Annotated in this window: 22 protein-coding genes and 1 pseudogene; 15 read left to right on the top strand and 8 right to left on the bottom strand. The window is 44.8% G+C overall.

The window, feature by feature from the left end; genetic code table 11:
- Positions 1-309: 309 nt before the first annotated feature.
- Positions 310-1,119, top strand: coding sequence for an RpnC/YadD family protein (locus GGR02_RS10955; RefSeq protein ID WP_183184831.1), 810 nt, complete (start codon positions 310-312; stop codon positions 1,117-1,119).
- On the opposite strand, the pseudogene GGR02_RS10950 reads toward GGR02_RS10955, so the two are convergent.
- Positions 1,120-2,252 (bottom strand): annotated as a pseudogene (locus tag GGR02_RS10950) (IS4 family transposase).
- 304 nt (positions 2,253-2,556) lie between these two features.
- Between GGR02_RS10950 and GGR02_RS10945 the strand changes: the two are divergent.
- On the top strand, positions 2,557-3,900 hold the full coding sequence (locus tag GGR02_RS10945) for a hypothetical protein (RefSeq protein ID WP_183184829.1): 1,344 nt from the start codon (positions 2,557-2,559) through the stop codon (positions 3,898-3,900).
- A gap of 390 nt (positions 3,901-4,290) precedes the next feature.
- Here GGR02_RS10945 and tnpC read toward each other — a convergent pair whose 3' ends face one another.
- Positions 4,291-5,790 (bottom strand): IS66 family transposase, encoded by a 1,500-nt coding sequence (tnpC, locus tag GGR02_RS10940; RefSeq protein ID WP_183184848.1) that lies wholly within the window; start codon positions 5,788-5,790, stop codon positions 4,291-4,293.
- 309 nt (positions 5,791-6,099) lie between these two features.
- On the opposite strand from tnpC, the gene GGR02_RS10935 reads away from it, so the two are divergent.
- Positions 6,100-6,996, top strand: a complete 897-nt coding sequence (locus GGR02_RS10935; RefSeq protein WP_183184827.1) for an Rpn family recombination-promoting nuclease/putative transposase — start codon at positions 6,100-6,102, stop codon at positions 6,994-6,996.
- Between the two features lie 400 nt (positions 6,997-7,396).
- Here GGR02_RS10935 and GGR02_RS10930 read toward each other — a convergent pair whose 3' ends face one another.
- The 3 genes from GGR02_RS10930 to GGR02_RS10920 all read right to left on the bottom strand — a co-directional run bounded on the left by GGR02_RS10930 (position 7,397) and on the right by GGR02_RS10920 (position 11,527).
- A complete protein-coding gene (locus GGR02_RS10930; protein WP_183184825.1) occupies positions 7,397-8,635 on the bottom strand; it encodes an aminopeptidase in 1,239 nt (412 codons plus the stop codon).
- An 82-nt stretch (positions 8,636-8,717) separates the two neighbouring features.
- Entirely contained in the window at positions 8,718-9,005 is a 288-nt protein-coding gene (locus GGR02_RS10925) for a winged helix-turn-helix transcriptional regulator (protein ID WP_183184846.1), read from the bottom strand.
- A 188-nt stretch (positions 9,006-9,193) separates the two neighbouring features.
- On the bottom strand, positions 9,194-11,527 hold the full coding sequence (locus GGR02_RS10920) for a PAS domain S-box protein (protein ID WP_183184823.1): 2,334 nt from the start codon (positions 11,525-11,527) through the stop codon (positions 9,194-9,196).
- 214 nt (positions 11,528-11,741) lie between these two features.
- On the opposite strand from GGR02_RS10920, the gene GGR02_RS10915 reads away from it, so the two are divergent.
- Positions 11,742-12,266, top strand: a complete 525-nt coding sequence (locus GGR02_RS10915) for a DoxX family protein (RefSeq protein ID WP_183184821.1) — start codon at positions 11,742-11,744, stop codon at positions 12,264-12,266.
- Between the two features lie 192 nt (positions 12,267-12,458).
- Here GGR02_RS10915 and GGR02_RS10910 read toward each other — a convergent pair whose 3' ends face one another.
- The 3 genes from GGR02_RS10910 to GGR02_RS10900 form a co-directional block, all read right to left on the bottom strand.
- Positions 12,459-12,815: a hypothetical protein gene (locus GGR02_RS10910; RefSeq protein WP_183184819.1), complete on the bottom strand. Its 357-nt coding sequence runs from the start codon at positions 12,813-12,815 to the stop codon at positions 12,459-12,461.
- 41 nt (positions 12,816-12,856) lie between these two features.
- Positions 12,857-13,336: a CBO0543 family protein gene (locus GGR02_RS10905; RefSeq protein WP_183184818.1), complete on the bottom strand. Its 480-nt coding sequence runs from the start codon at positions 13,334-13,336 to the stop codon at positions 12,857-12,859.
- A 203-nt stretch (positions 13,337-13,539) separates the two neighbouring features.
- Positions 13,540-13,818 carry a hypothetical protein gene (locus GGR02_RS10900; RefSeq protein ID WP_183184816.1) on the bottom strand — a complete coding sequence of 93 codons (279 nt, stop codon included), beginning with the start codon at positions 13,816-13,818 and terminating at the stop codon, positions 13,540-13,542.
- Positions 13,819-14,050: 232 nt separating this feature from the next.
- Between GGR02_RS10900 and bioF the strand changes: the two genes are divergently transcribed.
- The 11 genes from bioF to GGR02_RS10845 all read left to right on the top strand — a co-directional run bounded on the left by bioF (position 14,051) and on the right by GGR02_RS10845 (position 23,597).
- Entirely contained in the window at positions 14,051-15,220 is a 1,170-nt protein-coding gene (gene bioF / locus GGR02_RS10895) for an 8-amino-7-oxononanoate synthase (protein WP_183184814.1), read from the top strand.
- Positions 15,217-15,906 carry an alpha/beta fold hydrolase gene (locus GGR02_RS10890; protein WP_183184812.1) on the top strand — a complete coding sequence of 230 codons (690 nt, stop codon included), beginning with the start codon at positions 15,217-15,219 and terminating at the stop codon, positions 15,904-15,906. The genes bioF and GGR02_RS10890 overlap by 4 nt, the downstream gene beginning before the upstream one ends.
- Complete coding sequence (gene bioC / locus GGR02_RS10885; protein ID WP_183184810.1) at positions 15,899-16,681, top strand: malonyl-ACP O-methyltransferase BioC; 783 nt, start codon at positions 15,899-15,901, stop codon at positions 16,679-16,681. The genes GGR02_RS10890 and bioC overlap by 8 nt, the downstream gene beginning before the upstream one ends.
- Positions 16,682-16,766: 85 nt before the next feature.
- Positions 16,767-17,849 (top strand): GerAB/ArcD/ProY family transporter, encoded by a 1,083-nt coding sequence (locus GGR02_RS10880; RefSeq protein ID WP_183184808.1) that lies wholly within the window; start codon positions 16,767-16,769, stop codon positions 17,847-17,849.
- On the top strand, positions 17,833-19,218 hold the full coding sequence (locus tag GGR02_RS10875) for a spore germination protein (protein WP_183184806.1): 1,386 nt from the start codon (positions 17,833-17,835) through the stop codon (positions 19,216-19,218). The genes GGR02_RS10880 and GGR02_RS10875 overlap by 17 nt, the downstream gene beginning before the upstream one ends.
- On the top strand, positions 19,215-20,339 hold the full coding sequence (locus GGR02_RS10870; RefSeq protein WP_183184804.1) for a Ger(x)C family spore germination protein: 1,125 nt from the start codon (positions 19,215-19,217) through the stop codon (positions 20,337-20,339). The genes GGR02_RS10875 and GGR02_RS10870 overlap by 4 nt, the downstream gene beginning before the upstream one ends.
- Positions 20,340-20,425: 86 nt before the next feature.
- Positions 20,426-20,677 carry a hypothetical protein gene (locus tag GGR02_RS10865; RefSeq protein WP_183184802.1) on the top strand — a complete coding sequence of 84 codons (252 nt, stop codon included), beginning with the start codon at positions 20,426-20,428 and terminating at the stop codon, positions 20,675-20,677.
- 46 nt (positions 20,678-20,723) lie between these two features.
- Complete coding sequence (locus tag GGR02_RS17580) at positions 20,724-21,869, top strand: HEAT repeat domain-containing protein (RefSeq protein WP_229706247.1); 1,146 nt, start codon at positions 20,724-20,726, stop codon at positions 21,867-21,869.
- Between the two features lie 169 nt (positions 21,870-22,038).
- Entirely contained in the window at positions 22,039-22,338 is a 300-nt protein-coding gene (locus GGR02_RS10855) for a hypothetical protein (RefSeq protein WP_183184800.1), read from the top strand.
- A gap of 106 nt (positions 22,339-22,444) precedes the next feature.
- Entirely contained in the window at positions 22,445-23,242 is a 798-nt protein-coding gene (locus GGR02_RS10850; protein WP_183184798.1) for a hypothetical protein, read from the top strand.
- Positions 23,172-23,597: a DnaD domain protein gene (locus tag GGR02_RS10845; protein WP_183184796.1), complete on the top strand. Its 426-nt coding sequence runs from the start codon at positions 23,172-23,174 to the stop codon at positions 23,595-23,597. The genes GGR02_RS10850 and GGR02_RS10845 overlap by 71 nt, the downstream gene beginning before the upstream one ends.
- The last annotated feature ends 27 nt before the right edge of the window (positions 23,598-23,624 follow it).

Genomic DNA, 23,624 nt, shown 5'->3' with positions numbered 1-23,624 from the left:
CGCATCCGGCTTCGGTGAAAAGGCGAGAAGAGGAAGGGACGGCGCAACGTACGAAGAGAAAAAAGAGATAGGAAACAAATACCAAAAGAAAAGGGGAAACCGAGTCGAGTCGGGAGTTCGAGTCTCTCCTGGGACGTACCCAAGCCCGGAAAGGGCTTTTTTTGATATGGTACCTGTCACGTCCCGAAGTTTATCGAGATTTGTAGAAGCAGAGAGTGATAGTTTTTCTCTCTGCTTTTCCATTTCCAAAGCAGGAACATCACTAATTTTGTCGAACATATGCAACAAAACAGAAAGCGAGGTGCATATATGCCCATCGATCATGATCGATTGTTTAAAGAGCTGATTACGACGTTTTTTGAAGAGTTTCTTCTTCTCTTTTTCCCACATGTGCATGAGCACATCGACTTTCAGCACGTGTCGTTTTTGTCGGAGGAGCTGTTCACCGACGTGACGGCGGGGGAAAAGTATCGCGTCGATGTGCTGGTGGAAACAAAATTAAAAGGGGAAGACGGCTTGATTATCGTCCATATCGAAAACCAAAGCTACGTGCAGCCATCGTTTCCTGAACGGATGTTTATTTACTTTAGCCGCTTGTTTGAAAAATACCGAAAGCGCATGTTGCCGATTGCGGTATTTAGCTACGACTATCTTCGCCATGAACCTTCATCGTTTACGCTCCAATTTCCGTTTTTTGATGTGCTTCAATTCCGCTTTCTTACTGTTGAGTTGCGCAAGCAAAACTGGCGTGATTACATTCGCCACGACAACCCAATCGCCGCTGCGTTGTTAAGCAAAATGGGGTATACTGAAAGTGAACGGGTAGAACTAAAAAAGCAGTTTTTACGCATGATCGTACGAATGGAATTAGACGAAGCAAAGCAGCGATTGTTAATCGGCTTTTTTGAAACATATGTGAAGCTGTCGGATGAGGAAGAACAACAATTACGAAACGAGGTGAATGAAATGGAAACGAAAGAAAAAGAACAGGTGCTGGAATTGTTAATCTCGTATGAGCAAAAGGGAATACAAAAAGGAATGCAAAAAGGAATACAAAAGGGAAAAAAGGAAGGATTGGAAGAAGGATTTAAACAAGGAATGAAACATCACGGCTGTTGATTATCCAAAATTAGGCATACTCCTCCCATATATTCGGGCATACTCAAATAAGACAGCTGCCATCTCGGATTTCCATTCGAGAGGAAGTTGCCCAGAGAAAAAACGACGGACAAACGAAAGAAAGGAAAGGGACGAGGTTGTCCGTTTTTCCGTTCGATGATATAGCCATCTCCATAACACATAAGCGATAAATGCCGCAAAAAGTTGGTTGTATACCGCATGCTCGTTGGTGCCAAATAAAGTCGGAACGTTTAGATATTGCTTGATCCATCGGAAAAACACTTCCACTGTCCAACGTTCTTGATACATCTCGGCAATCTTTTCCGCCGATGCCTCTAAGACGTTCGTGACCACACGGATGTCATGCCCGTTCGCATCCTGAAAGATCACGACGCGATGGCGCTTCTTGGAACAACATTGTTTCGTTCCTAACTGGCAAGTAAAATCCGCCACAATGGAAGAAGAGGAGGAAGAAAGGCGCTTTAGGCTCTTTTTTGATGAATCTCGACATTGTCTTTCATCCGAATCACAAATGGTTGCTTCTGTTCGACAAACCGATCGAGACGTTCGATTTTAAAGTACGCTCGATCCTCGACAAGAACCGATGGCACGTCTGTGAGCTGCTCTCCCACCGGTCCATCGTGGCGCAGCCCTACGGTTTCTACGATGTCGCTCGGCATTTGTTGCTCAGGGGAATACGCGACGTGCATGTTCACTCCGGATCGTTCCCCATGATAGGGTGCCCATGTAAGGCGGTTTTTCCCCACGGTGACGGTCGTGGAATCTACTACACGCAATGCTTTTGGAAAGCGAAGCGAACGGCGGGTTTGGCGATTGCATGTCGAAACCACCAAAGCAAATAAGCGCTTCATCACCTCGTACGGAACTTCTTTCGCTTTCTTAGAAACCGTCGAGTAATGAAACGTCGACAATCCATACATTTTCGCCACATCGGCACCATGACGGAAACTTTTCCATTCGTGAAGTGCCGCCAACAGAAAAAAATCAACCAACGTGCGCACCGTAAACGTCCGCGAAGTGTCATGGTAGCCAACGGCTTCGATCATCGACTGGAGATCTTCATCAGAAACCATTTTTTGCATCAAATTTGGGAGTGTGGTATGCTTGTTCATAGAGAGCACCTCCTAGGTTTGTTTGTGTCGTTACTTACATTCTACAGGAAAGGTGCTCTTTTTTCTATGCTTTTTATGGATATTATTGGTTAATCAACACGACTGGGTGCAGGTAATAATCATAAAAAGGGATTTATAGATCATACCCCCATAGAACTAGCAACAAAATCAAAATCGACTTCAACCCATCACGGATTCAGGATTTTTTTAAAAACAGAATAAATATATTGAATTATTTTTGATATAAATGTTATCATAGGATATAGAATCTATATTATACAATAAATTCTAGGAGATTGGTTGGATGGGTAGGAAAAAAACTCTTTTACTAATCACTATTCTATTTATTGGTATTGTATGGAGCCCTTATTCCCTCAATGTGAAACGTGCTAATGCTAACACTGCTGGCACTAAAGCAGAGGAAAGGAAGTTGGATTTCTATTCTTCGGAAGACATAACTCCAGTAATAAAAAGTATGAAGAATGACAATAAGGACGACTCAATAATCAAAGAAAAACAATTTCTAAACGAGGGAAAAATTAAGGTAGAGTGGAAACAGGCAAATAAAGAAAATAAGGTTACTAATCAAGAATCTACGGATATTGCTTATAGTGTTAATGAAGTAAAAAAGAGTCCCGAATTGCAAAAATCCCTACATGATGCTCTTATTGACGGCAAAAAAGTCTATCTTTATGGCGGGTTAACTTTTGATGAATACCGACAATTGCTCAATATAGACGAAATAACTATTGACGCCTCCAAAGAAAATAGTAAACCAATGAAAGTACATTTTGGAAATGAAAAGAAAAAAGGCTCGAAAAAAGAAAATCCTCATAGTTTAGCATGGAAAGATGAAGATGTCCATGACATTATTGGTTATACCATTAAAGATGTTCCTCAAAAGTTATTTGTATCTGACATTAATGTGTCAAGCAAAAATGGAACATTAACACCAACAACAAAACATTATATTCAAGAGATTTTAAATAGTTTAGTTATCACTGTAGAAAGCACAGCAGAAGAAGAACCGAGAATTATGTCCTTTAACTTTTTAAGAAAAAATGCTGCCAAAGCAGACTCTAAAATAGTAAAAAGTGACGGTACTTTTTCAGCTAGTGCATATTATAATAGTTTATTATTAGGGAGAATATATACGGACTGGTATTTAAAGCAAAGCTACGATGAATCGGACGGTATGTATGATTACTTTACCGTAGAAGATTATACGCAAATGCAGGGATATAACGGGGGATATCCATCCTACCTTAAAGTAGACCACGATATTCCTTATGATAGTGACCATATTTATGACTGGGATCCTGATGATGATAGTGACAATCCTTATAACATTAGCATTGGATTCCCTTGGTCAATATCCTTTTCTTTCAACCTAGGTGGAGAGCCTACTGTAGATGAAATAGGTAGTTTAAATTATGATTATGGACGTTGGGAAATTAAAAACGGTATCGGAGGTTCTTTAAAAAACGGAGACATCTTTAAACCTACAACTTCTTGGAAATCATCTGGAACATATGCTTCCATGGATATTAGACATTGGTGTAACTTCACGGAAGTCTCAGGAAACATGACAGCCCAAGCCTATCATAAATTAGATGTTGACTATGACTACACTACTCCTGTTCAATAATCTTTATGAGAAAGATGTGACATTTATGAAAAATCAAGACAAAAGTTTAATATTAGTATTAGCCCTAGTAGCAATTGGTATCTTTTATGTAGGTTTTCAGCTATACCAAATTAATGACACACTAAAGGAATTAGTAGGTGTAATAAATAATAAGTGATTAAGGAGAGTTGAAAAACGGAAGGTTATCAACAGTCTGAGGCGGGGTGATCCGCCTTTTTGCATGGATTGACACACTGGAGATAATTTTGCACAAATTTTGCACGATACAAAAGGTTATATCGATACGATATGTAAACGTCAAATAGCCCCCACCTTTTTTGAAGGCCGGGGCTTGGGGTATTATTTAGTTAGCTGATCAAAAGCAATACATGAAACAGGGAGTGTGGTTGACTAAGGAAGCATTTGATCCAATGCGTGCTTGTCTGACAAATCCATATTGGGAAGCTTCTCAAAAAGATAGCGAAGGTAGTAATACGGATTTAGTTGATTCGCTTTCGCTGTTTCCACTATGCTGTAGATGATGGCACTTGCCCGTGCACCTTGTGGTGTATTCGCGAAAAGCCAATTTTTCCTTCCGATGACTACCGATTTGATCGAGCGTTCGCTGCGATTATTATCGATCTCCAGTCGCCCATCCTCTAAAAAGGCCACTAATTTATCCGATTGGTTCAGACAATACGCAATGGCTTTTCCTAATGCGCTCTTTGGCAACACGCGCTGTTTTTGCTTTTGAAGCCATGACAAAAAAGCGTCTAAGATAGGCTTGCTTTGTTTTAGACGTTCTTCATACCGAATTTCGGGTTTTCGTTTTTTTAATTTGCGTTCCACCGCAAACAGTTGGTTACAGAAATTCAGCCCTTCCGTTGCGGTCACTGGGGCCACGCTATTGGCAGGCATGGATTTTAGTGCGTCTGTAAATCCTCTACGCGCATGAGCCCAACAACCAACCAAGGTTACGTTCGGCACTTGATGGTACCCTGCGTATCCATCCACCTGCAAATAGCCTTGAAAACCGTTCAGGAAATTCTTTGGGTTTTCCCCTGCTCTCGTTTCCTGATACTCATAAAGGATGATAGGAGGTCCTTCTACCCCTGTCTGGTACTGCCACAAATAGGAAGTGGAAGTAGCTGGTCTTCCGGGTTCTTGAAGAACCTGAAGGGTAGTTTCATCGGCATGAATAATATCCAGCTCCAGAAGATGTTCATGCATTCGATGATACAGCACACTCAGCCATTGTTCCGCTCCTTTTATCATCCAATTGGCAAATGTTTGGCGAGAAAGAGGCATGCCCATTCGTTGAAACTGTTTTTCTTGGCGGTATAACGGGAGCCCCTCTACATATTTTTGCGTCATAATATGTGCCAAAATAGAAGGAGAGGCGAAACTGCCCGGAATGACCGATTTCGGTCTAGGCGCTGTTTGAATCGGCGTTTCGATCTCATGGTGCTCACAATGGCGACAAGAATAGACATATTGCACGTGTTTAACCACTTTTAATTCCGCAGGAATATAGACAAGTTCTTGGCGTACTTCCGTGCTCATTTCATGCAGCGTTCCACCGCAGCACGAACAGACCTGCTCTTCATCGGGTAAACGGTATTCGACCGTTTCCACCGGCAGGTTTTCCAGCATCGCTTCGCGGTGACCGCGTGTTCTCCGACGGCGCTGATAACGAATGGACTCCAACGTAGGTTCCGGCAACTCAAGGTTCGATTCGTTTTCTACCTCGTTGAATAGTTCCAATTGATCAGGATGGATTTTTTCACTTGAAACCCCAAAGCGTTTATGTTGCAGAAGGCGAAGTTGTTCTTCGTACCATTTTAATTTGGCTTCCAACTCCTGTTGCTTTTTTAGTTCCGCCTGTAATTCCGCATGTTGCTTTTCCAGCATTTCTAAGCGTTGGAGGAGATCTTCTGTTGTAAGATTGGAATGAGGGAATTTCGCTGTTGTTTTCATATCTTCATTATACAACAAAACAGCGGAATTCCCTGAATTTTTATTATTTAAATAACTTTCTTTGCGGTTACTGCGGAATGGGCTTGTTTCTGGTTTATTCTTGGTACCTGTCACGCCCCGAAGTATATTGAGATTTGTAGAAGCAGAGAGTGATAGTTTTTCTCTCTGCTTTTCCATTTCCAAAGCAGGAACATCACTAATTTTGTCGAACATATGCAAGAAAACAGAAAGCGAGGTGCATATATGCCCATCGATCATGATCGATTGTTTAAAGAGCTGATTACGACGTTTTTTGAAGAGTTTCTTCTTCTCTTTTTCCCACATGTGCATGAGCACATCGACTTTCAGCACGTGTCGTTTTTGTCGGAGGAGCTGTTCACCGACGTGACGGCGGGGGAAAAGTATCGCGTCGATGTGCTGGTGGAAACAAAATTAAAAGGGGAAGACGGCTTGATTATCGTCCATATCGAAAACCAAAGCTACGTGCAGCCGTCGTTTCCCGAACGGATGTTTATTTACTTTAGCCGCTTGTTTGAAAAATACCGAAAGCGTATGTTGCCGATTGCGGTATTTAGCTACGACTATCTTCGCCATGAGCCTTCCTCGTTTACGCTCCAATTTCCGTTTTTTGATGTGCTTCAATTCCGCTTTCTTACTGTTGAGTTGCGCAAACAAAACTGGCGTGATTACATTCGCCACGACAACCCAATCGCCGCTGCGTTGTTAAGCAAAATGGGGTATACTGAAAGTGAACGGGTAGAACTAAAAAAGCAGTTTTTACGCATGATTGTACGAATGGAATTAGACGAAGCAAAGCAGCGATTGTTAATCGACTTTTTTGAAACATATGTGAAGCTGTCGGATGAGGAAGAACAACAATTACGAAACGAGGTGAATGAAATGGAAACGAAAGAAAAAGAACAGGTGCTGGAATTGTTAATCTCGTATGAGCAAAAGGGAATACAAAAAGGAATGCAAAAAGGAATACAAAAGGGAAAAAAGGAAGGATTGGAAGAAGGATTTAAACAAGGAATGAAACACCTTGTTCGCAATATGTCGAAAAAAGGAATGGCACCAAAAGAAATTGCAGCTCTTGTGGATCTTACGGAAGAAGAAGTACATCATTTGCTTGAAAGTTGAGAAAAATTTGGTGTGGTGTCACGCCTCGAAGCATGTAGAGATTTGTAGGTAAACGTCAAATAGCCCCCACCTTTTTTGAAGGCTGGGGCTTAGGGTATTATTTAGTTAGCTGATGAAAAACTAAAGAAATTAGTAGGTGTAATAAATAATAAGTGATTAAGGAGGGTTGAAAAACGGAAGGTGTACTATTTTGTCAACAGTCCTGAGGCGAGGTGATCCGCTTTTTTGCATGGATTGACACACTGGAGATAATTTTGCACGATACAAAAGGTCATATCGATATGGAATATCAATGACTTTATGATGCAGTTATTATCCCTCCTAGGACGTTGTGAAAAGCCCTTGCAACTAAGGGCTTTTTGTTTTTCAGGAAAGAAAAAGACTGGTTATTCAACCAGCCTTAATCTAGCGTAAACGCCCAATTGCCGTTGCGGAAAATCGGTTCGCGCTTGCCGTCTTTTGTGACGCCGTCGATGTTCAACTCCGCGGAGCCAATCATAAAATCTTCATGGATTAAGCTGTCGTTGACGCCGCGTGCGGCCAATTGTTCTTTCGTCATCGTCGCCCCGTTTTCAATATTCGTCGGATAGGCTTTGCCGAGCGCGAGGTGGCAAGCAGCGTTTTCATCAAAGAGCGTGTTGTAGAAAATAATATTCGACTGCGAAATCGGGGAGTGGTGCGGCACTAATGCTACTTCCCCTAGCCGGCACGCCCCTTCATCTGTTTCAAGCAAATGCTTCAACGTTTCGTATCCTGTTTCCGCTGTAAAATCAACGACTTTGCCATCTTTAAACGTTAACGTAAACCCATCGATGACGTTCCCGCCGTAGTTGAGCGGTTTCGTGTTGCGCACTGTGCCGTTGACCCCGTCTTTATGCGGCATCGTAAACACTTCTTCCGTCGGAATGTTCGGATTAAACCGAACCCCACTTTGGCTAACGGCTGCTCCGCCATGCCAAACATGGTTTTCGACAAGCTCGATCGTTACATTCGTTCCTGGTGCTTCATAAATTAATTGCTTATATTGTTTCTCATTCAAATACTCTATCACTTTTGCTAGCCGTTTATTATGCTCTTCCCATGCTTGGATCGGATCTTCTTCATGGACGCGTGTAACGGCAAAAATAACGTCCCATAACTTATCGACCGCTTCTTGCTCCGACAGATGCGGGAAAATTTTTTTCGCCCATGCCGGCGTCGGCACCGAAATAACTGACCAGCAGTTTTCATCTGCCATTAGTGCACTGCGGTAATTTCGCAACGCTTCCGATGATGTTTTCGCAAACGTCGCAATCCGTTTCGGATCCACGTCTTTCAATAAGTCAGGGTTTGGCGAATAAATCGATAAAAACGCTGCCCCTTCTTGTGCCAGCTGCTCCATTCCTTGCGCGCGCCACGTTGGATATTCCGAAAAAGCTTCTTCCGGTGCGTGCATGTATTTAATATATGACAGCTCTTCGTCTTCCCACTCGACATACACGTGCTTTGCGCCTGCTTCGTACGCTTTTTTTGCGATTTTACGAACAAGCGGTGCTGCTTCGAGTGGCGTTTTTACGACAAGCGTTTGCCCTTGTTGGATGTTCACGCCTGTATGGACAGCTAATGCCGCATATTGTTCAAGTTTTTGTTCCAATGTCATTCTTTTTCCCCCTTTATGTTATCACAATGTCAATTTTGTGAAAGAAGCCTTGTTCTCCATTTTTTAGTTAACGGGTCACTGCCTATGAGCTTCCGTCTTTGTTAGGTTCCCACATTTGCGCCCAGCGCTCAATCGCTTCCATCACTGGCTCTAGCGCTTTTCCTTTTTCCGTTAGTACATATTCAATCCGCACCGGCGTTTCCGGATAGACATTGCGTTCGACAATGCCTGCTTCTTCTAACTCCTTCAATCGTTCCGACAATAATTTTCCGCTAATCGGCAACGAGGATTCAATTTCCGAGAACCGCCGTTTTCCTTCTAACAATTGACTAATAATCAGTCCAACCCAACGTTTGCTAAGCAATTGCATCGCCGCTTCAAATTTCGGGCAAAGACTGGATGAAGCGCACGTTTCTACTTTCCTTTTCCGCTCATTCAACCGTTCCACCTTCTATTCTTTCTAGCATCTTCTTTATTTTCCCATAAAAATTTCATTATAGCAATATTCTAAAAGTTAAAAAATGGATAGCGCAAAAAAAGCCGGCAGATTGCCGGCGATTAACGAAACGATGTTCCGACGCGGTTCCGCCCGTTTTGTTTTGCTTTATATAATGCTTCATCGGCAAGCGCGATAAGTTGCTTCACCTCATCGGAAGCGTGCGCCGGTTTCATTGTCGCCACTCCTAAACTAATCGTGACGTAGCGGCTAATGAGGGAACCAGCGTGCGGGATGTGGAGCTCTTCCACATTTTTCCGCAATTGTTCCGCGACTGTATAGGCACCATTTAAATCTGTATTAGGCAAGATCACGGCAAATTCCTCTCCACCGTAACGAGCGACAAGGTCGGTCGGCCGCTTAAGCGTTTGCTCTAACGTTTTTGCCACTTGTTGCAAACATTCATCTCCGCGCTGGTGGCCGTACGTATCGTTAAACGATTTAAAAAAGTCGATATCAAGCATAATGAGCGAAATCGGCGTTTTGTTCCGCGCGGCAAGTCTCCACTCCCGCGCTAAATAGTCGTCGAACGTCCGCCGGTTATAAATGCCCGTCAGCCCATCAAGCGACGAAATGCGCTGCAATAAGTCGTTCGCTTTTTTTAGCTGCTCTTCCGCTTCTTTTCGCTTTGTAATATCGCGGGCAACGGCAAGCACGCTTTTTTTATTACGCAAATTGCGCGCCGTCATCTCGAGCCAAACGAACGAGCCGTCTTTTTTGCGAACGCGAAAGCAAAGCGTTAACACATCGACCGGGTCGGATGTTTTCAATGACATAGTAGCAATCGAATGCCTATCTTCCGGATGCACGAAGTCAAAAATCGACCGTTCAAGCAATTCTTCTTGCGTATAGCCGAGCATGTAATAACATGCTGGGGATACGTACAAAATTTTTCCGGCCAATGACACGTTAATAATCATATCGGTGGAATTTTCGGTAATAAACCGGTATTGCTCGCTATTTTGCCGCAACGTTTGTTCCATTTGTTTTCGCTCGGTGACGTCGCGAAGAATCGCTAACGTAGACGGCACGCCTTGGTACATAATCGGAACAGCAATCGCTTCAACGATTGTTGTCGTGCCGGCAGGGTAGACGATGCGCGCTTCCATAAAGCTATGCAGCGGATGGTAGGCTAATGGATCTAAATGTTTTTGAAACGCTTTTCGGTCATCAGGATGGACAAATTCGCTTAACTTTTTCCCGATGAGCTGTTTCCGATGAAGCATACGAAACATTTTCGCCGCTGCTGGATTGGCGAACAAAATCGCTCCGTGCCGTGTGACAATCACCGCATCTGGAGATAAATCCACTAGTTTTCGATAGCGATGTTCGCTTTCCCTTAAAGCGCTTTCGACCATTTTTTGTTCGATGATGCCCGAGAAAATGGCCACGTAACTCGTTACGTCGCCCGCTTCATTTTTCACCGCGTTAATATGGAGAAGTTGTGGGTAGATAGAACCGTCTTTTCGTCTATTCCAAATCTCCCCTTGCCATTCCCCTGTTTGTTCAAGCAACAGGTGCATATTGGCGTAAAAATGTTCGTCGTGTTTATGAGAACGTAAAATTTTCGGTGTCTGCCCGATCGCTTCGTGCGCTTCATACCCGGTGATGGTCGTAAACGCGCCGTTGACGAACAGGATGCGGTGATAACGGTCAGTAATCATGACGCCTTGGCTCGTATGTTCAATGACTTTTGCGTACAGCTGCAGCGTTTGTTCGAGCTGTTGCCGCTCGGTAATGTCACGGACGATGAGTTGGAACGCTGTTTTTCCATATAACGTAAACGGCGCGCATGACAATTCTACTTCTACCGTTTTTCCGTTGACGATATGTCGCTGCTTTACGGCTAATAGCGGCTGTTTGTTCAGCGACATTTGTTCAAGGCAACCTTTTACGACGTCATGGTCGTCTGGATGTAAAAACGAATAAATCGATTTTCCGATCACTTCTTGTTTATTCGTAATCCCGTACAGTTGCTGTGCGGCATCATTGATTAATACAATTTTTTCATCACAATGGACGATAATCGCATCAGGAGAATGGTTGACTAGCTTGTGGTAAATATCTTGGTGTGGACGAAACAAAATGTGTATAACCGTCGTTTCTTGGGAAGTGACTTTCATCGAAGCAGCTTCTACGGCAATCGGTGTACCATCAGCGGTGATGAGCGTCTGTTCGTGAAACGCCGTCTTCGTACCGTTTATTAGCGCTTCGTCTGGGAAAAAATCGCTTACCGGTCTCCCGATGATATCGGTTTTATATTTGGCGCGCAGCAGTTCACACCCTTTTTCATTGATATAAAGAATCCGCCCATGTCGATGAAGAAGCATTCCGTCAGGCAAAGCATCGATCAACTGTTTATATAGACCGTGAATCGGTTCTCCTAGTACTTGCATCCTACTTCTTCCTTTACTGATGAAATATTCTACATCCATTCTCCTATTATAAGAAATATTTTTGCAGAAGTTAAGGGGGATTTTTCGGTTTTGTTCATTAGGTTGTCACAATGTTTTGAAAGAAATGTGAAATGATGAACAACACTGCTTCGTTTTTAACAAAAAGTGGTATGATATAAGTGTAAGAAAAATATACCAAAAGGGGAGATGGAACATGGTAGTAAAATGGTTGCGGGAACATGTGAGTGCAGCTGCCGTTTTAACGTTGTTCCGTTTGTATCTCGGTTATGAATGGGTAACTGCAGGATGGCATAAGTTGACCGGTGGATTTGATGCGACAGGCTTTTTGAAAGGGGCGCTTTCGCAAGCATCCGGCGAACATCCAGCGGTACAGAGCTGGTGGGCTTCCTTTATCGAACATGTCGCTTTGCCAAACGTCGGCTTTTTCAACTTCTTAGTCCCGTGGGGAGAAACATTAGTCGGTATTGCACTTATTCTTGGCGTATTTACAACATTCTCTGCACTGATGGGCGCTGTCATGAACTTTGCGTTTATGTTCTCTGGTGCGACAAGTACAAACCCGCAAATGGTATTATTGACCGTTTTCCTTCTTGTCGCTGGCGCGAATGCGGGCAAATTCGGACTTGACCATTGGGTTCTCCCATACGTCCGAAAATATTGGCAGCAATTTTGGAATAAACGAAAAGGTTCACGTCCACATATTGCCCCAGTTTCATAACGTCCGCGCTTAGCGGCAACACCCGAACGGCCGTGCACTTAGCAAGCGAGGAGGTGCATGGTCGTTTTATGTGAAGAACGCCCACCTTAAACGAAGGTGGGGAGTAGAACCGTCGTGAAAAAACTTTCCCAAAGCGCGAAAAAGTGGTGTTTTGTCCAGTGGAGATTCATGCGGCGATGTGCGCCGGGGAAATCAATACATATTTAGCACCGTTTTGACTCGCTTCAATTCTTTTTTGTTGTCAAACAGTTCTTCGACGAGAATTTTTTGGCCGTTGGCGACATCGGTAAGCTGCTTGTCCATCTGCACGATGTTTTGCCCAAACTCGTCTAATTGCTCTTTCACTTCCGCTAATTGCTGCTTCGTTTGTGCAAACTGCTCGTCGATTTGTTCGAACCGTTGATTGATTTGCGCAAACTGCTCGTCGATTTGCTCAAAGCGTTGGTCGATTTGCGCAAAGCGCCGGTTTGTTTCTTCGGAATGACGTCTCAGCTGGTTCGCAAGTTCTTTCACCGCTTGCCAAATCATTTCGTTCGTAATTTTTTCCATAAACTTTCCCTCCTTTCCTAGTTCTCGATTTTTATTATACATCATTTGCCTTTACCGTTGCCGAATTTTTTGTTGACAACAAGCATAATCATGCGAACGAAAAACGAAAGGAAAAAAATCGTGAAAAATGAATACCACCATGTCCACGTACGGTATTCAATCAAATCGGTATATTTTTCAAGGAAAATTTCTGGGATCGTAATCGCGCCTGCGTATAAAAAACATTGCCAGACGATTCCCCAAAAACGGGAATGATACGTCGTTTGGTAAAAATAGACGCAAACGACCGGAAACAATAAATATTCAAATAAAATGCTCGTATCGAAATAGTTAGGGAAAAACCGAACGGGATAGTCGAGCATATGTTTTTCAACGACAACGACGCCAAAAAATGTTGAAAAATAAGACTTTAATAAAAAGACGAGCAACGAATCTTTGATTAACGCCCGTTTTCGTACAAAGCTAACTATCAACAAAACGACACCGATGATGAGTAACGCCCATAAGAGGAGCCGATCCATCCTTTTCCCTCCTTCGTTTTTGTTTAGTATGCCCAAAAATGTCCAAAAGCCCGCCTATGTAAGAAGCGGGCTTTCGAGAAAGGTAAGAAAAACATTTTACGATTAGGTGGAGCGCTGTCTCGCTCCAAGCGCCATCGGCTTGAGGCGTTTCCTCCTCGGTGGGGCTTGTGTGATCTTCGCCGATAGGCGGGCGCTTTTCTTCGTTACTCGTCGTCAAGCAAATATTGTTCAAGAAAATCGTCGTCATCGTTAGAAGCGTGCGGTGAGCGTTCGTATCCAGTGGAAAAAGAACCGAAAAAACGGAATAAGGCGATAATGAGTGCTAAACGGATGAGCAAACGCCGCAATCTTCCGCCAATTCGCACTCTCATCACAAGAAAATCGTTGCCGACGGACAATAGCGTACCCGTGAACGTTCCGTGTACCGTAATGACTCTCACCGTATGTCCCACTAAGTGGCGAGCTTCGTGGATAAAATTCATCATCTTCCCCTCCTTTCCTCCATTTTCCTTCAAAAGGCAGCTCGTGATTATTTTTCATAGATTTTTTGACGCTACCTTCATAGTAATAAATGCAACGTAGCGACTAACGGTATGGACAAACCGCTCACTCCAAACATGGAATTTGAAAAAACCATTGTTGCGGGAAACGGTCTATGATACGATATTTGTAAACTTTTTATTATAATCGGTTAACAAAAGGGGGAGAGGGTGTTTGTGGCATGACTTTCACGCACAGCTAGACGAATTAGCCGAAAAAGCACAACAACGGAAGCTTTACGAGGCGGATTCGGACGGCTGTTTCGTTTGGCTAGATGGGAAAAAGCTATTTAACTTAGCGTCTAACAATTATTTAGGGCTAGCAAACGATGAACGTCTCATCGAAGCAAGCATTCGTGCAGCGAGAACGTATGGAGCTGGAGCGACTGCCTCGCGGTTAATTGTCGGCAACTTTTCGCTATATACGGAAGCAGAAGCCGCACTAGCCGAATGGAAAGGAAGCGAAGCGGCGCTTATCGTCAATAGCGGCTATACGGCGAACGTTGGTATTCTTTCCGCAATCGCGGGACGGGATACGGTCATTTTCAGCGATAAATGGAACCATGCGAGCATCGTCGATGGAGCGATTTTAAGCCGCGCCGAAGTAAAACGGTATCGCCATAACGACATCGATCATTTAGAAGCGCTGTTGCAAAAAACGGATAAGCAAAAACGAAAAATCATTGTTACTGATACGGTTTTTAGCATGGATGGCGATATTGCGCCGCTAGCAGAGCTTGTCCGTCTAAAAGAAACGTACGGGGCGCTACTTGTCGTTGACGAAGCGCACGCAAGCGGTGTGTATGGCGAAAAAGGCGAAGGGCTTGTTCATCATCTAAACATCGCGGAGCAAGTCGATATTCATATGGGCACGTTTAGTAAAGCGCTCGGGGCGTTTGGGGCGTATGTGGCAGGAAAAAAAGTGCTCATCGACTATCTCATTAACCATATGCGTTCATTCATTTTTACGACTGCGCTTCCGCCAGCGGCGCTCGGGGCGATTTGTGCGGCGGTAGCTGTTGTTCAAGAAGCGCACGACCGGCGTCGGCAGCTTCACGAATTAAGCGTTTATTTCCGCACGCGCCTGCAAGCGCTCGGGTTTGATACCGGACCAAGTATCACGCAAATCGTGCCGGTTATCGTCGGCGAGAACGACCGGGCGGTGCAATTTAGCCGCCGCTTGCAAGAACGCGGGATTGCTGCGGTGGCGATTCGTCCGCCGACGGTTCCAGAAGGCACAGCGCGCATTCGCTTTTCGCTCATGGCGACGATGACGAAAGAGCAGCTTGATTGGGCGCTTGTGGAAATTGCAGAAGTCGGAAAAGAAATGAAGGTGATTTCATGAATACTGTTTTCCTTCCAGGCTGGGGGATGAAAGGGGATGTGTTTGCCCCGCTTATTAAGGAGCTTTCGCCTTCTTCTTATACGGTCGTCGAATGGGAACGGATACAGTCGGTCGATTGCTTTCGCAAGCGAGCGGAACAGGCGCTTACTTCTCCATCGCTTCTTATCGGTTGGTCGCTCGGGGCGCTAGTTGCCTTAGAAATGGCGCATGCATTTCCTGAGCGCGTCACTGGGCTTGTACTGATCGGCGGCACGAGCCGGTTTGTGACGGATGATGATTACCCGTCCGGCTGGCATCCGCGCATCGTCGAGCGGATGAAAAAGCAGCTACAAAAACATCCAGAAGAAACGCTTGCATCGTTTGGCGCGTCGTTATGGGCGGAAGGAGAAACGGGCGACATTTCTTTGTTTATGCATCGCGGCCGCGTAGAAGAATTAGCGATTGGCTTAGACTATTTATTAACTGCCGATGCGCGTCCGTTGCTTTCAGAGCTTCATATGCCAGTGCTTCTTTTGCATGGGGAAAGTGATACGATTTGCCCACCAGAAGCCGCGCGCTATCTCGCTGAACGTGTACCGAATGCTAAGCTAGAGATATTAGCAAATATCGGGCATGTGCCGTTTTGGACAAAAACGAGCGAATGCGCCTATTCCATTCGAACATGGGGAGGTGAAATCGATGATTGACAAACAACTCGTGCAAAAACGGTTTAGCGAGCGGGCGAGTACGTACGACCGGTTTGCGAGCGTACAAAAAACGATGGCGGATGAACTCATGCGCCGAATTGCTGTTTCACCAAAAACGATTCTGGAAATTGGGTGCGGTACCGGGCATTTAACGGAAAAACTGCGCCGCACATTTCCAAACGCTCATATCACGGCGGTCGATATTGCCGAGGGAATGATTGCGGTAGCGAAAGCGCGCCTTGGGGACGGTATCGTTTGGCAATGTGCCGATATGGAAACGATGGAACTGACAGAGCGATACGACTTGATTATTTCTAATGCGACGTTTCAATGGTTCAATGAAGCAGAGCGGACGATGGCACGGCTTTTTTCTTCTTTAAATGCAGGCGGACAGCTGCTTTTTTCGACGTTTGGCGCCCGCACGTTTTATGAATTGCACGCATCGTTTCAAGCGGCGCTAAACGAACACCACATCACGGACGCCGTTCGCATCGGTCCGTCGTTTCCGACGCTTGTCGAGTGGCTTGCTTGTTGTGAGCGGGCGACGAATGCGCTTGTTTTTGGCAGCGAAACGTTTATCGTCGAGCGCTTCCCGTCCGTCCGCGACTTTTTCTTATCGCTTCGCCATATCGGGGCGACAAATAGCACAACCGGTCGCTATTGCCAGCGCCCGTCCGTGTTTAAAACATTAGTGCGCGAATACGAGCAGCGCTTTTCCGAAGACGGAGCTATTTGCGCGACGTACCATTGCTTATTTTTCGACATCACCCGGTAAGGGTGGTGTTTTTTGTTTATAAGGAATACTTTTTCATCGATAGGAAAACAATAAAAACGAGAATAAGAGAACGGGACTGGTTGCGATGAACGACGAACAAATTACCGTCAAACAAGTGATTATTTTAGTAATGTTAAGCACAGGGCTTGTTAACCATGTCATGGTCATTCCAGTGCTACTAGAAGTAGCGGGGCGCGATGCGTGGCTGTCTGTTTTCGCTGCCGCCGTGCTGTATAGCATTTGGATTTGTTTTCTTTATTGGACTTTGAAAAAGATGAACGGGCAATCGCTGTATCTTTGGATGAGCGCTCGCTTTGGCAGAGGAGTGGCTCGCTGTTTGTCATTTGGCATCGCCATTTTTTTATTTTTTGCGATGTGGGTGACGTTAAAAGATACGCTAAACTGGACGATTACTTCGTATTTTCCGCAAACGCCGATTTTTATATTAGCACTTTTGTTTGTCGCGATTAGCTACTATGCGTCGGTGAATATTCAGTCGTTAGCTATTTCTGGGGCGGTCATTTTGTTTTTCGTCATCGTTCTCGGCTTTTTCGTCATGTCCGCGAATTTTATGTATAAAGATTATTCGCGCCTATTTCCGCTATTTGAACACGGGTATTCGCGTATGGTTCGCGGGATTGTTTATATCGGCGGCGGTCTTGTCGAAATGGGCTTGCTCGTTTTTCTTCAGCACCGCATCTCGCCGCCGATTCGTTTAAAACATATGTGGCTACTAGGCTTATTGCTTGTCGGTTTAACGCTTGGTCCGTTGATTGGAAGCATTACTATTTTTGGTGTTTCCGAGGCGAGCCATCAGCGCTATCCTGCGTATGAGCAGTGGCGGCTATTGCAAATCGGCAAATACATTTCCCACGTCGATTTTTTTTCAATTTATCAATGGCTTTCTGGGGCGCTTATTCGCCTTTCGCTTTTGTTATACGTCATCGCTGACCTTTTTCCACTTTCGCACAAAACGAAAACGTGGGGGAAGCGCATCGTTTGTTCATTATTAATTGGTGTTTCGCTGTTTCGGGTAGGCGATGCAACCTTTTATGCGCTCATTAAGCGCGTTTATTTCCCTGCTTCGCTCTGCTTTTTCCTTGGGTTGTCGCTCCTTTCGGGATGGCTGACGGTTAGAAGGGGGATGAATGATGAAAAGCAGCCGTGACGAACTGCTTCACTTTTTTGCAAAATATAGCGATATTCATACGAAAGAAATTGGCAAGTTTCTCGCGATTTATTGCGAGCCGGTCGTCGATAAGCGGTGGTTGTATCATTATTTGACCTTACCGCCGCGCGATTTAGCGTCTGTTCCGTGCACAACGCTTCCCGAAACGGCAACGATGAAAGAAGCGGCGGAAAAAGTGTTAGACGGGTTTCTTCTCCTTTGTTCGTTTGAGCATTCGTCGTTTCTGTTGATTGACATTGCGAAAAAGCCGAGCCGGTCTGTGGAAGAATCGCACTCGGAAATTGCGATTCGCGGGCCGCGTGAAGGGTTTGTCGAAGATTTGCAGGCGAATATCGCTTTATTGCGAAAGCGGTTAAAAACGGCAAATTTATGCGGAAAAACGTTTATTCTTGGGGCGGAGACGAAAACGGCAGTGGCCCTAGTATATTTAGAAGACGTGATAAATGATCAGCTATTGCAAGAAGCCGTTCGCCGCTTAGAGAAAGTACAGTTTGACGGCATTTATTCAGCGACGCAGCTGGAAAGTTTAATCGAAGACGCACCAAACGCGATCGTCCCGATGGTTGCCGATTCGACGCGCCCAGATTTTGTCGTGGCATCTTTATTAAAAGGAAGGTTTGCGATTTTAGTGGACGGCAATCCGACGGCGATTATCGGTCCGGCGAATTTATCGTTTTTGTTAAAGTCGCCGGAAGACCTTCATTTTCCGTACTACGTCGTTTCGTTCAGCCGCTTCTTTCGGTTAATGGGGCTATTGACGGCAGTGTTTTTGCCAGGGTTTTGGACAGCGCTTATTTCATACCATCAAGATCAAATTCCATTTCCGCTATTAGCGACGGTGACGATGGCGCGCCTTGGCTTGCCGTTTCCTGCACCGATGGAAATTATCGTTGTGTTTACGCTGCTCGAATTGTTTCGTGAAGCAGGGGCGCGCTTGCCGTCGTCGATTGGACAAACGTTAACGGTCGTTGGCGGGTTGATTATCGGGGATGCGGCGATTCGAGCAGGGTTTATTTCCCCGTCGGTCGTTGTCATTGTCGCGCTTTCGACGTTAGCGAGCTATACGATTGGCAACCAAGCGCTTGGTGGGTCGGTCACGTTATTAAGGATGGGCTGTTTATTATTATCGGCATCGTTAGGGCTGTTTGGATTTTTTTCTTCGTTTTTTCTCATTGTCGTTTATTTAGCAAGGCTTCGGTCGTTTGGCGTTCCGTATTTAGTGTTGCTTAGTTCGTACGGGTTGACGTGGAAAGAAGCGCTCCGTTCGTTGTTGAAACCGACCGCGCACGTGTCCGATTCCCGCCCGAAGTTTTTACGGACGAAGAAAAAAAGGAGGACGGAACGATGAAACGATGTATCATTTTGTTCGTTATTGTCAGTATGCTAAGCGGTTGTTGGAACATTAAAGAAATACAAGACATTCATTACGTCACCGCGATCGGCATTGATTTTAATGAAAAGAAAAATACGTTTTCTGTGTTTACGCAAATTCTTGATTTTTCGAATATCGCCAAACAAGAAGGGAGTGCACCAGAAATATCTCCGCCGATTTGGGTTGGAAAAAGCGAAGGGAAAACGGTGCAAGATGCGATTGACACATTAACGGAAGATGCGCAGCAGCGGCTATTTTGGGGACATATTTCGGCGATTGTGTTGTCAGAAAATGTGCTGAAATACCGCCTAAAACAATCGCTCGATTTTGTTAGCCGCTATCGGGAAATTCGCTATAATATTTGGCTATTTAGCACGAGGGAAAACGTCGAGGACATTTTTCTTGCAAAATCGTTTTTTAAACTGTCGGCGTTGACGAATATTTTGCACGAACCGAATGAATTGTACCGCCAGCGCTCATACATTCGCCCGCTCCGTTTTTTTGAATATGTCGCAGAAGCATCTACGCCAAACGAAACGGCCTATATTCCGTCGCTTGGGCTTTCAAAAGGGCATTGGCAATCGGATGAAGAAAAGAAAAGCATGTTAAAAATCGCAGGCGCCCACTTTTTAGTCAATCATCAATTAAAAGGGTGGCTTCCATTAGAAGACTTGCTCGGGATGCGGTGGCTGGAGAAAGATACGGAGAAGTCGCAAGTAACGGTGATGGAAAACAAGGAGCCGTTGGCATCGATTATGGTCGAAGGGCTGCGCATTTCAGTGAAGAAAAAAGGAAAGAAAGGCGTCGCGATTCGCGTCCGTGGCCGCGGCATTATGACGGAAAAGCTTGCCCGTGCGTCGCTTCCAACGATTGAAAAGAAGACAGAAAAAGTGATTGCTTCAGAGATCATGGATACGTACCGGCAAGGGCAGAAAATACATGCCGATGTGCTCGAAGTGAACCGCTTACTTGATCGCTGGAAACTCGTTGGGAAAAAAACAGTCCTTTTTCCATACCAGCTTGACGATGTGAATGTCGACATTCACATCATTAGCACAGGCAAACAAAAAAACGAAAAAATCAACTTGTCGCAATGAGCAGTTCACAAGCGTGAGCTACTTTTTTACTTAAAAGAAAAGGAATCGGTTGTCCTGCAGCGAATAACAACAATGGATGGGTTGCGATGTTTGCTCGGGTGGATAAGGTAAAAGCGAAGGTAGATGCGCATCGGCCGCTGCCTGCGAGGTTAGTAAAAAATTTGCGAGAAGTATCCCGAATTGCCGCGCGGTTATCCAAGGCGACCCTTGGAAACGTTAGAAAAGGCAGGGGGAATATCGAGCCATTTGTCACGCTAGTAGCAACCTGTGTAGAAGAAAGCCTACGGCAATATTTGCAGGCGCTAGGGATAGACAAGCAAGGGGATAGTGATGGATAATGAGCAAGAGAAAAACTAGCTATATGTTAGGAAAGGAATGGAGCAGATGACTTTTTTACAAAAAATTGAACCGTATTTGTTAAGCGACGATCTCATCATTCAACGTTTTGTCTTGCAAGCGCTAGAAGATTATCCGAACGTGCCCACGGAATGGACGGAACGCCTTTTAGAAGAAGAGATGCGTTATAAAGGGACGGATCGAGAAAGAGAGATTTTGCGCCATCTTTCCAACCATACGTTCAGTGATCGAGCAGCACAGCTATTATTGGAAATGAAAAAAGAGGACTTTTTATTCGCATTCGCTCCAGAAATCGCAGCAAAACATAAGTCGGAGTTATTGCAGTATTTGTCAGAAGACGACTGGTATATGTATGAACTGATGCTGCATGGAACAGCAGAGGACATTTGGGATGAATATTATTGGCTCATCGCGTACTTAGAGCACAAAAAAGGGTATGATAACATTTTGTTTACAGCTGCTAAACAAATGGTGCGTACGCTTGTGCAAAAAGGCTGGATGATGGAATCATACATCGAAGACGTGTTGAAAAAGAACGAACAACAAGATTATTTTTCCTATGAAGGCATTTTGGCTGTTTATGCGATTAGTTTGATGAAATTGGATGCGTATATTCCGTTCGTTGCCAGTCTGTTAAAGCGAACGGAGGAAGATATTTTAATTCGAGAAGTGGAGCGAACGTTGATTGCGTTTCAATCCGATGCGGTCGTTCGTGCCGTTGCGCCGTATGCGGAAGAGCAAGACCCGTCTATCTTTGCCGCACACGTGTTGGCGAATATTAAAACGCCGCTTGCTTTGCAGAAGTTGCGCGAAGCGTTCCCGAAAATTAAAGACGACCAAGACCGTGCCTTTTTCTTTGAATCGCTTTGCCATCATCTTTCCGAAGAAGCGTTGCCAGAGATTGAAAGTTATTTAGAGGAAGGGAAGTTTTCTTCAGCCATTGACGTAGAACAAGTAGCGTACAGTTTTTATACCGTGATGGGACTTACTCATCCACAATTAGAAGAATGGAAACGCGTTGCGTATGAGAAAGAAGAGCATTACCGCCAGCTATTGCAGCGGCTTTTAAATTATAAAAACGTCCCGCAGCGCCGTGAAGAAAAGAAAATAGGGCGAAACGACCCGTGCCCGTGCGGAAGCGGGAAAAAGTATAAAAAATGTTGCGGGAAATGAACGGTGTGACGACTAACGCCGTAGGATAACTGCACGCAGAGCTTATCGTTAAGGGGTGGGGCACTAGCTGCCTCGCCCGTCGCTGTGTCGCTCGGTAGAGGAACGCACCTATCGTTGTATCTAGGTGGTACGATATTTTTTCCGTGAAGGGGATGAAAACAGAAGGAAGATGAGAAAATGGGCAGTGATGTTATTCTATACGATTGGCGTCGCGGCAGTCACGTATGTTTCGTTTCGTTTGGCTCTTTTTGGTATTTTCGAAGCAACGCACTTTCCGAACGGGCTTTTTTTGTCCGGGCTCACATTGCTTTTATTCGGTACGTTAGCGATTGGAGCGGGGATGAGAAAGTATATATTTTCTGTTTCTAGCAATAAGCAAGAGAGAGTAAAATGGCAAACGGTTGCTATTGTATGCACGGTAGCGGCAATTTGGGTGACGATTTGGTTTTTATGGAGCGGTGGAAAGTGAAAGCAGTTCACAAACGGTGAACGGCTTTATTTTTTTGGGCATCTATCTTTTTCCACCCTTTCCAGCGATAGAACAGGTAGAACTATTTTCGTTGGAGGGTGAGAAGATGTATATTTCGAGTCAACTTGCTTGCCAAATTGGGTTGAATGAAAGCATTGTTCTTTGCGATCTTTATCAGCTTTTACAAGAAACGGGCGGGGAGTGGGTTGTCATGACGTATGAGGAATGGCAAAAGCGCCTTCCGTTTTGGTCGGTCAGTACGCTCCGCCGTGTCGTGTACCGCCTAGAACGCTTAGGCTACATCGAATCCGGCAATTTTAACCGAAATAAAATCGACCAAACAAAATCGTACCGGCTGAATCACGAGGAGCTGCAAAAGCAACATATTGAAGTAGAACGCCATCTACAAACAGAAAAGGAACTTTTGGTTAGCCATCCAAACATTGTTCTAAATAATCAATTAGAAAATCTCAACCAACTATCTAACGCAACAGAGCAACCAGGGCAGATGAGCGTTGCGAAACGTTCCGCGAACAACGACGGCCGGAAAAACGACCAACGAAACGACAAGCAAACTAACGGCTACCGTAGCCAAACAGCTGGTCAACATGACCACATCGGTAGCCAGCGTGAGTGGATAGGTGACCAAGAGGAAGAGGATGCATGCAACGAAGCGGCTGGTCAATATGACAAGCCCGATGGTCAGCGTGAGCCGGTACATAAGCAACATGGCAAAGGAGATAACGAGCGCGAAATCGCTGCGCCATATGACAAATGCCGCAACGAACAAGCAACTAGCGAAGCGAACGCGCGCGCAAAGTATTTGTTATGCAATGATTTTAATAAAGAAAAAGAAGAAAAAGAAAGAGAAAAGAAAAATATTCTTTCTTTCTTTCTATCATGAGCATCATTTCTATCCTTCAAACGAACAAACAAAACAACGAATCACTGACTGGATTGAGAAAATGGGCGCACCGCTTGTCATGGAAGCGTTAAACACCGCGCTAGCATACGGAAGTACGTCATGGAAATATGCCGAGACGGTGTTAGCCGATTGGGAGCGAAAGCAATATAAAACGGTGGACGACATTAAGAAAAACCGGAAGAAGTTTTTCGTGATGACAACCGCTGCGCCGATTCGGAAAGAGTGTGTGCCGGATTGGCTTGAAGACTATCAAAAGCAATGGGAAACCCCGCAAGCTCCCGAGCCGCCAATCGACGTCGAGGCGCTAAAAGAGCGGTTGAAGCGGTACAAATAACCACCTTAAGCGCAGCTTTTTTGTTCC

The organism is Anoxybacteroides voinovskiense, from assembly GCF_014196205.1.
Classification (GTDB): domain Bacteria; phylum Bacillota; class Bacilli; order Bacillales; family Anoxybacillaceae; genus Anoxybacteroides; species Anoxybacteroides voinovskiense.
The sequence above is the reverse complement of the archived record's forward strand: the minus strand, read 5'-3'. Positions and strand labels throughout refer to the sequence as shown.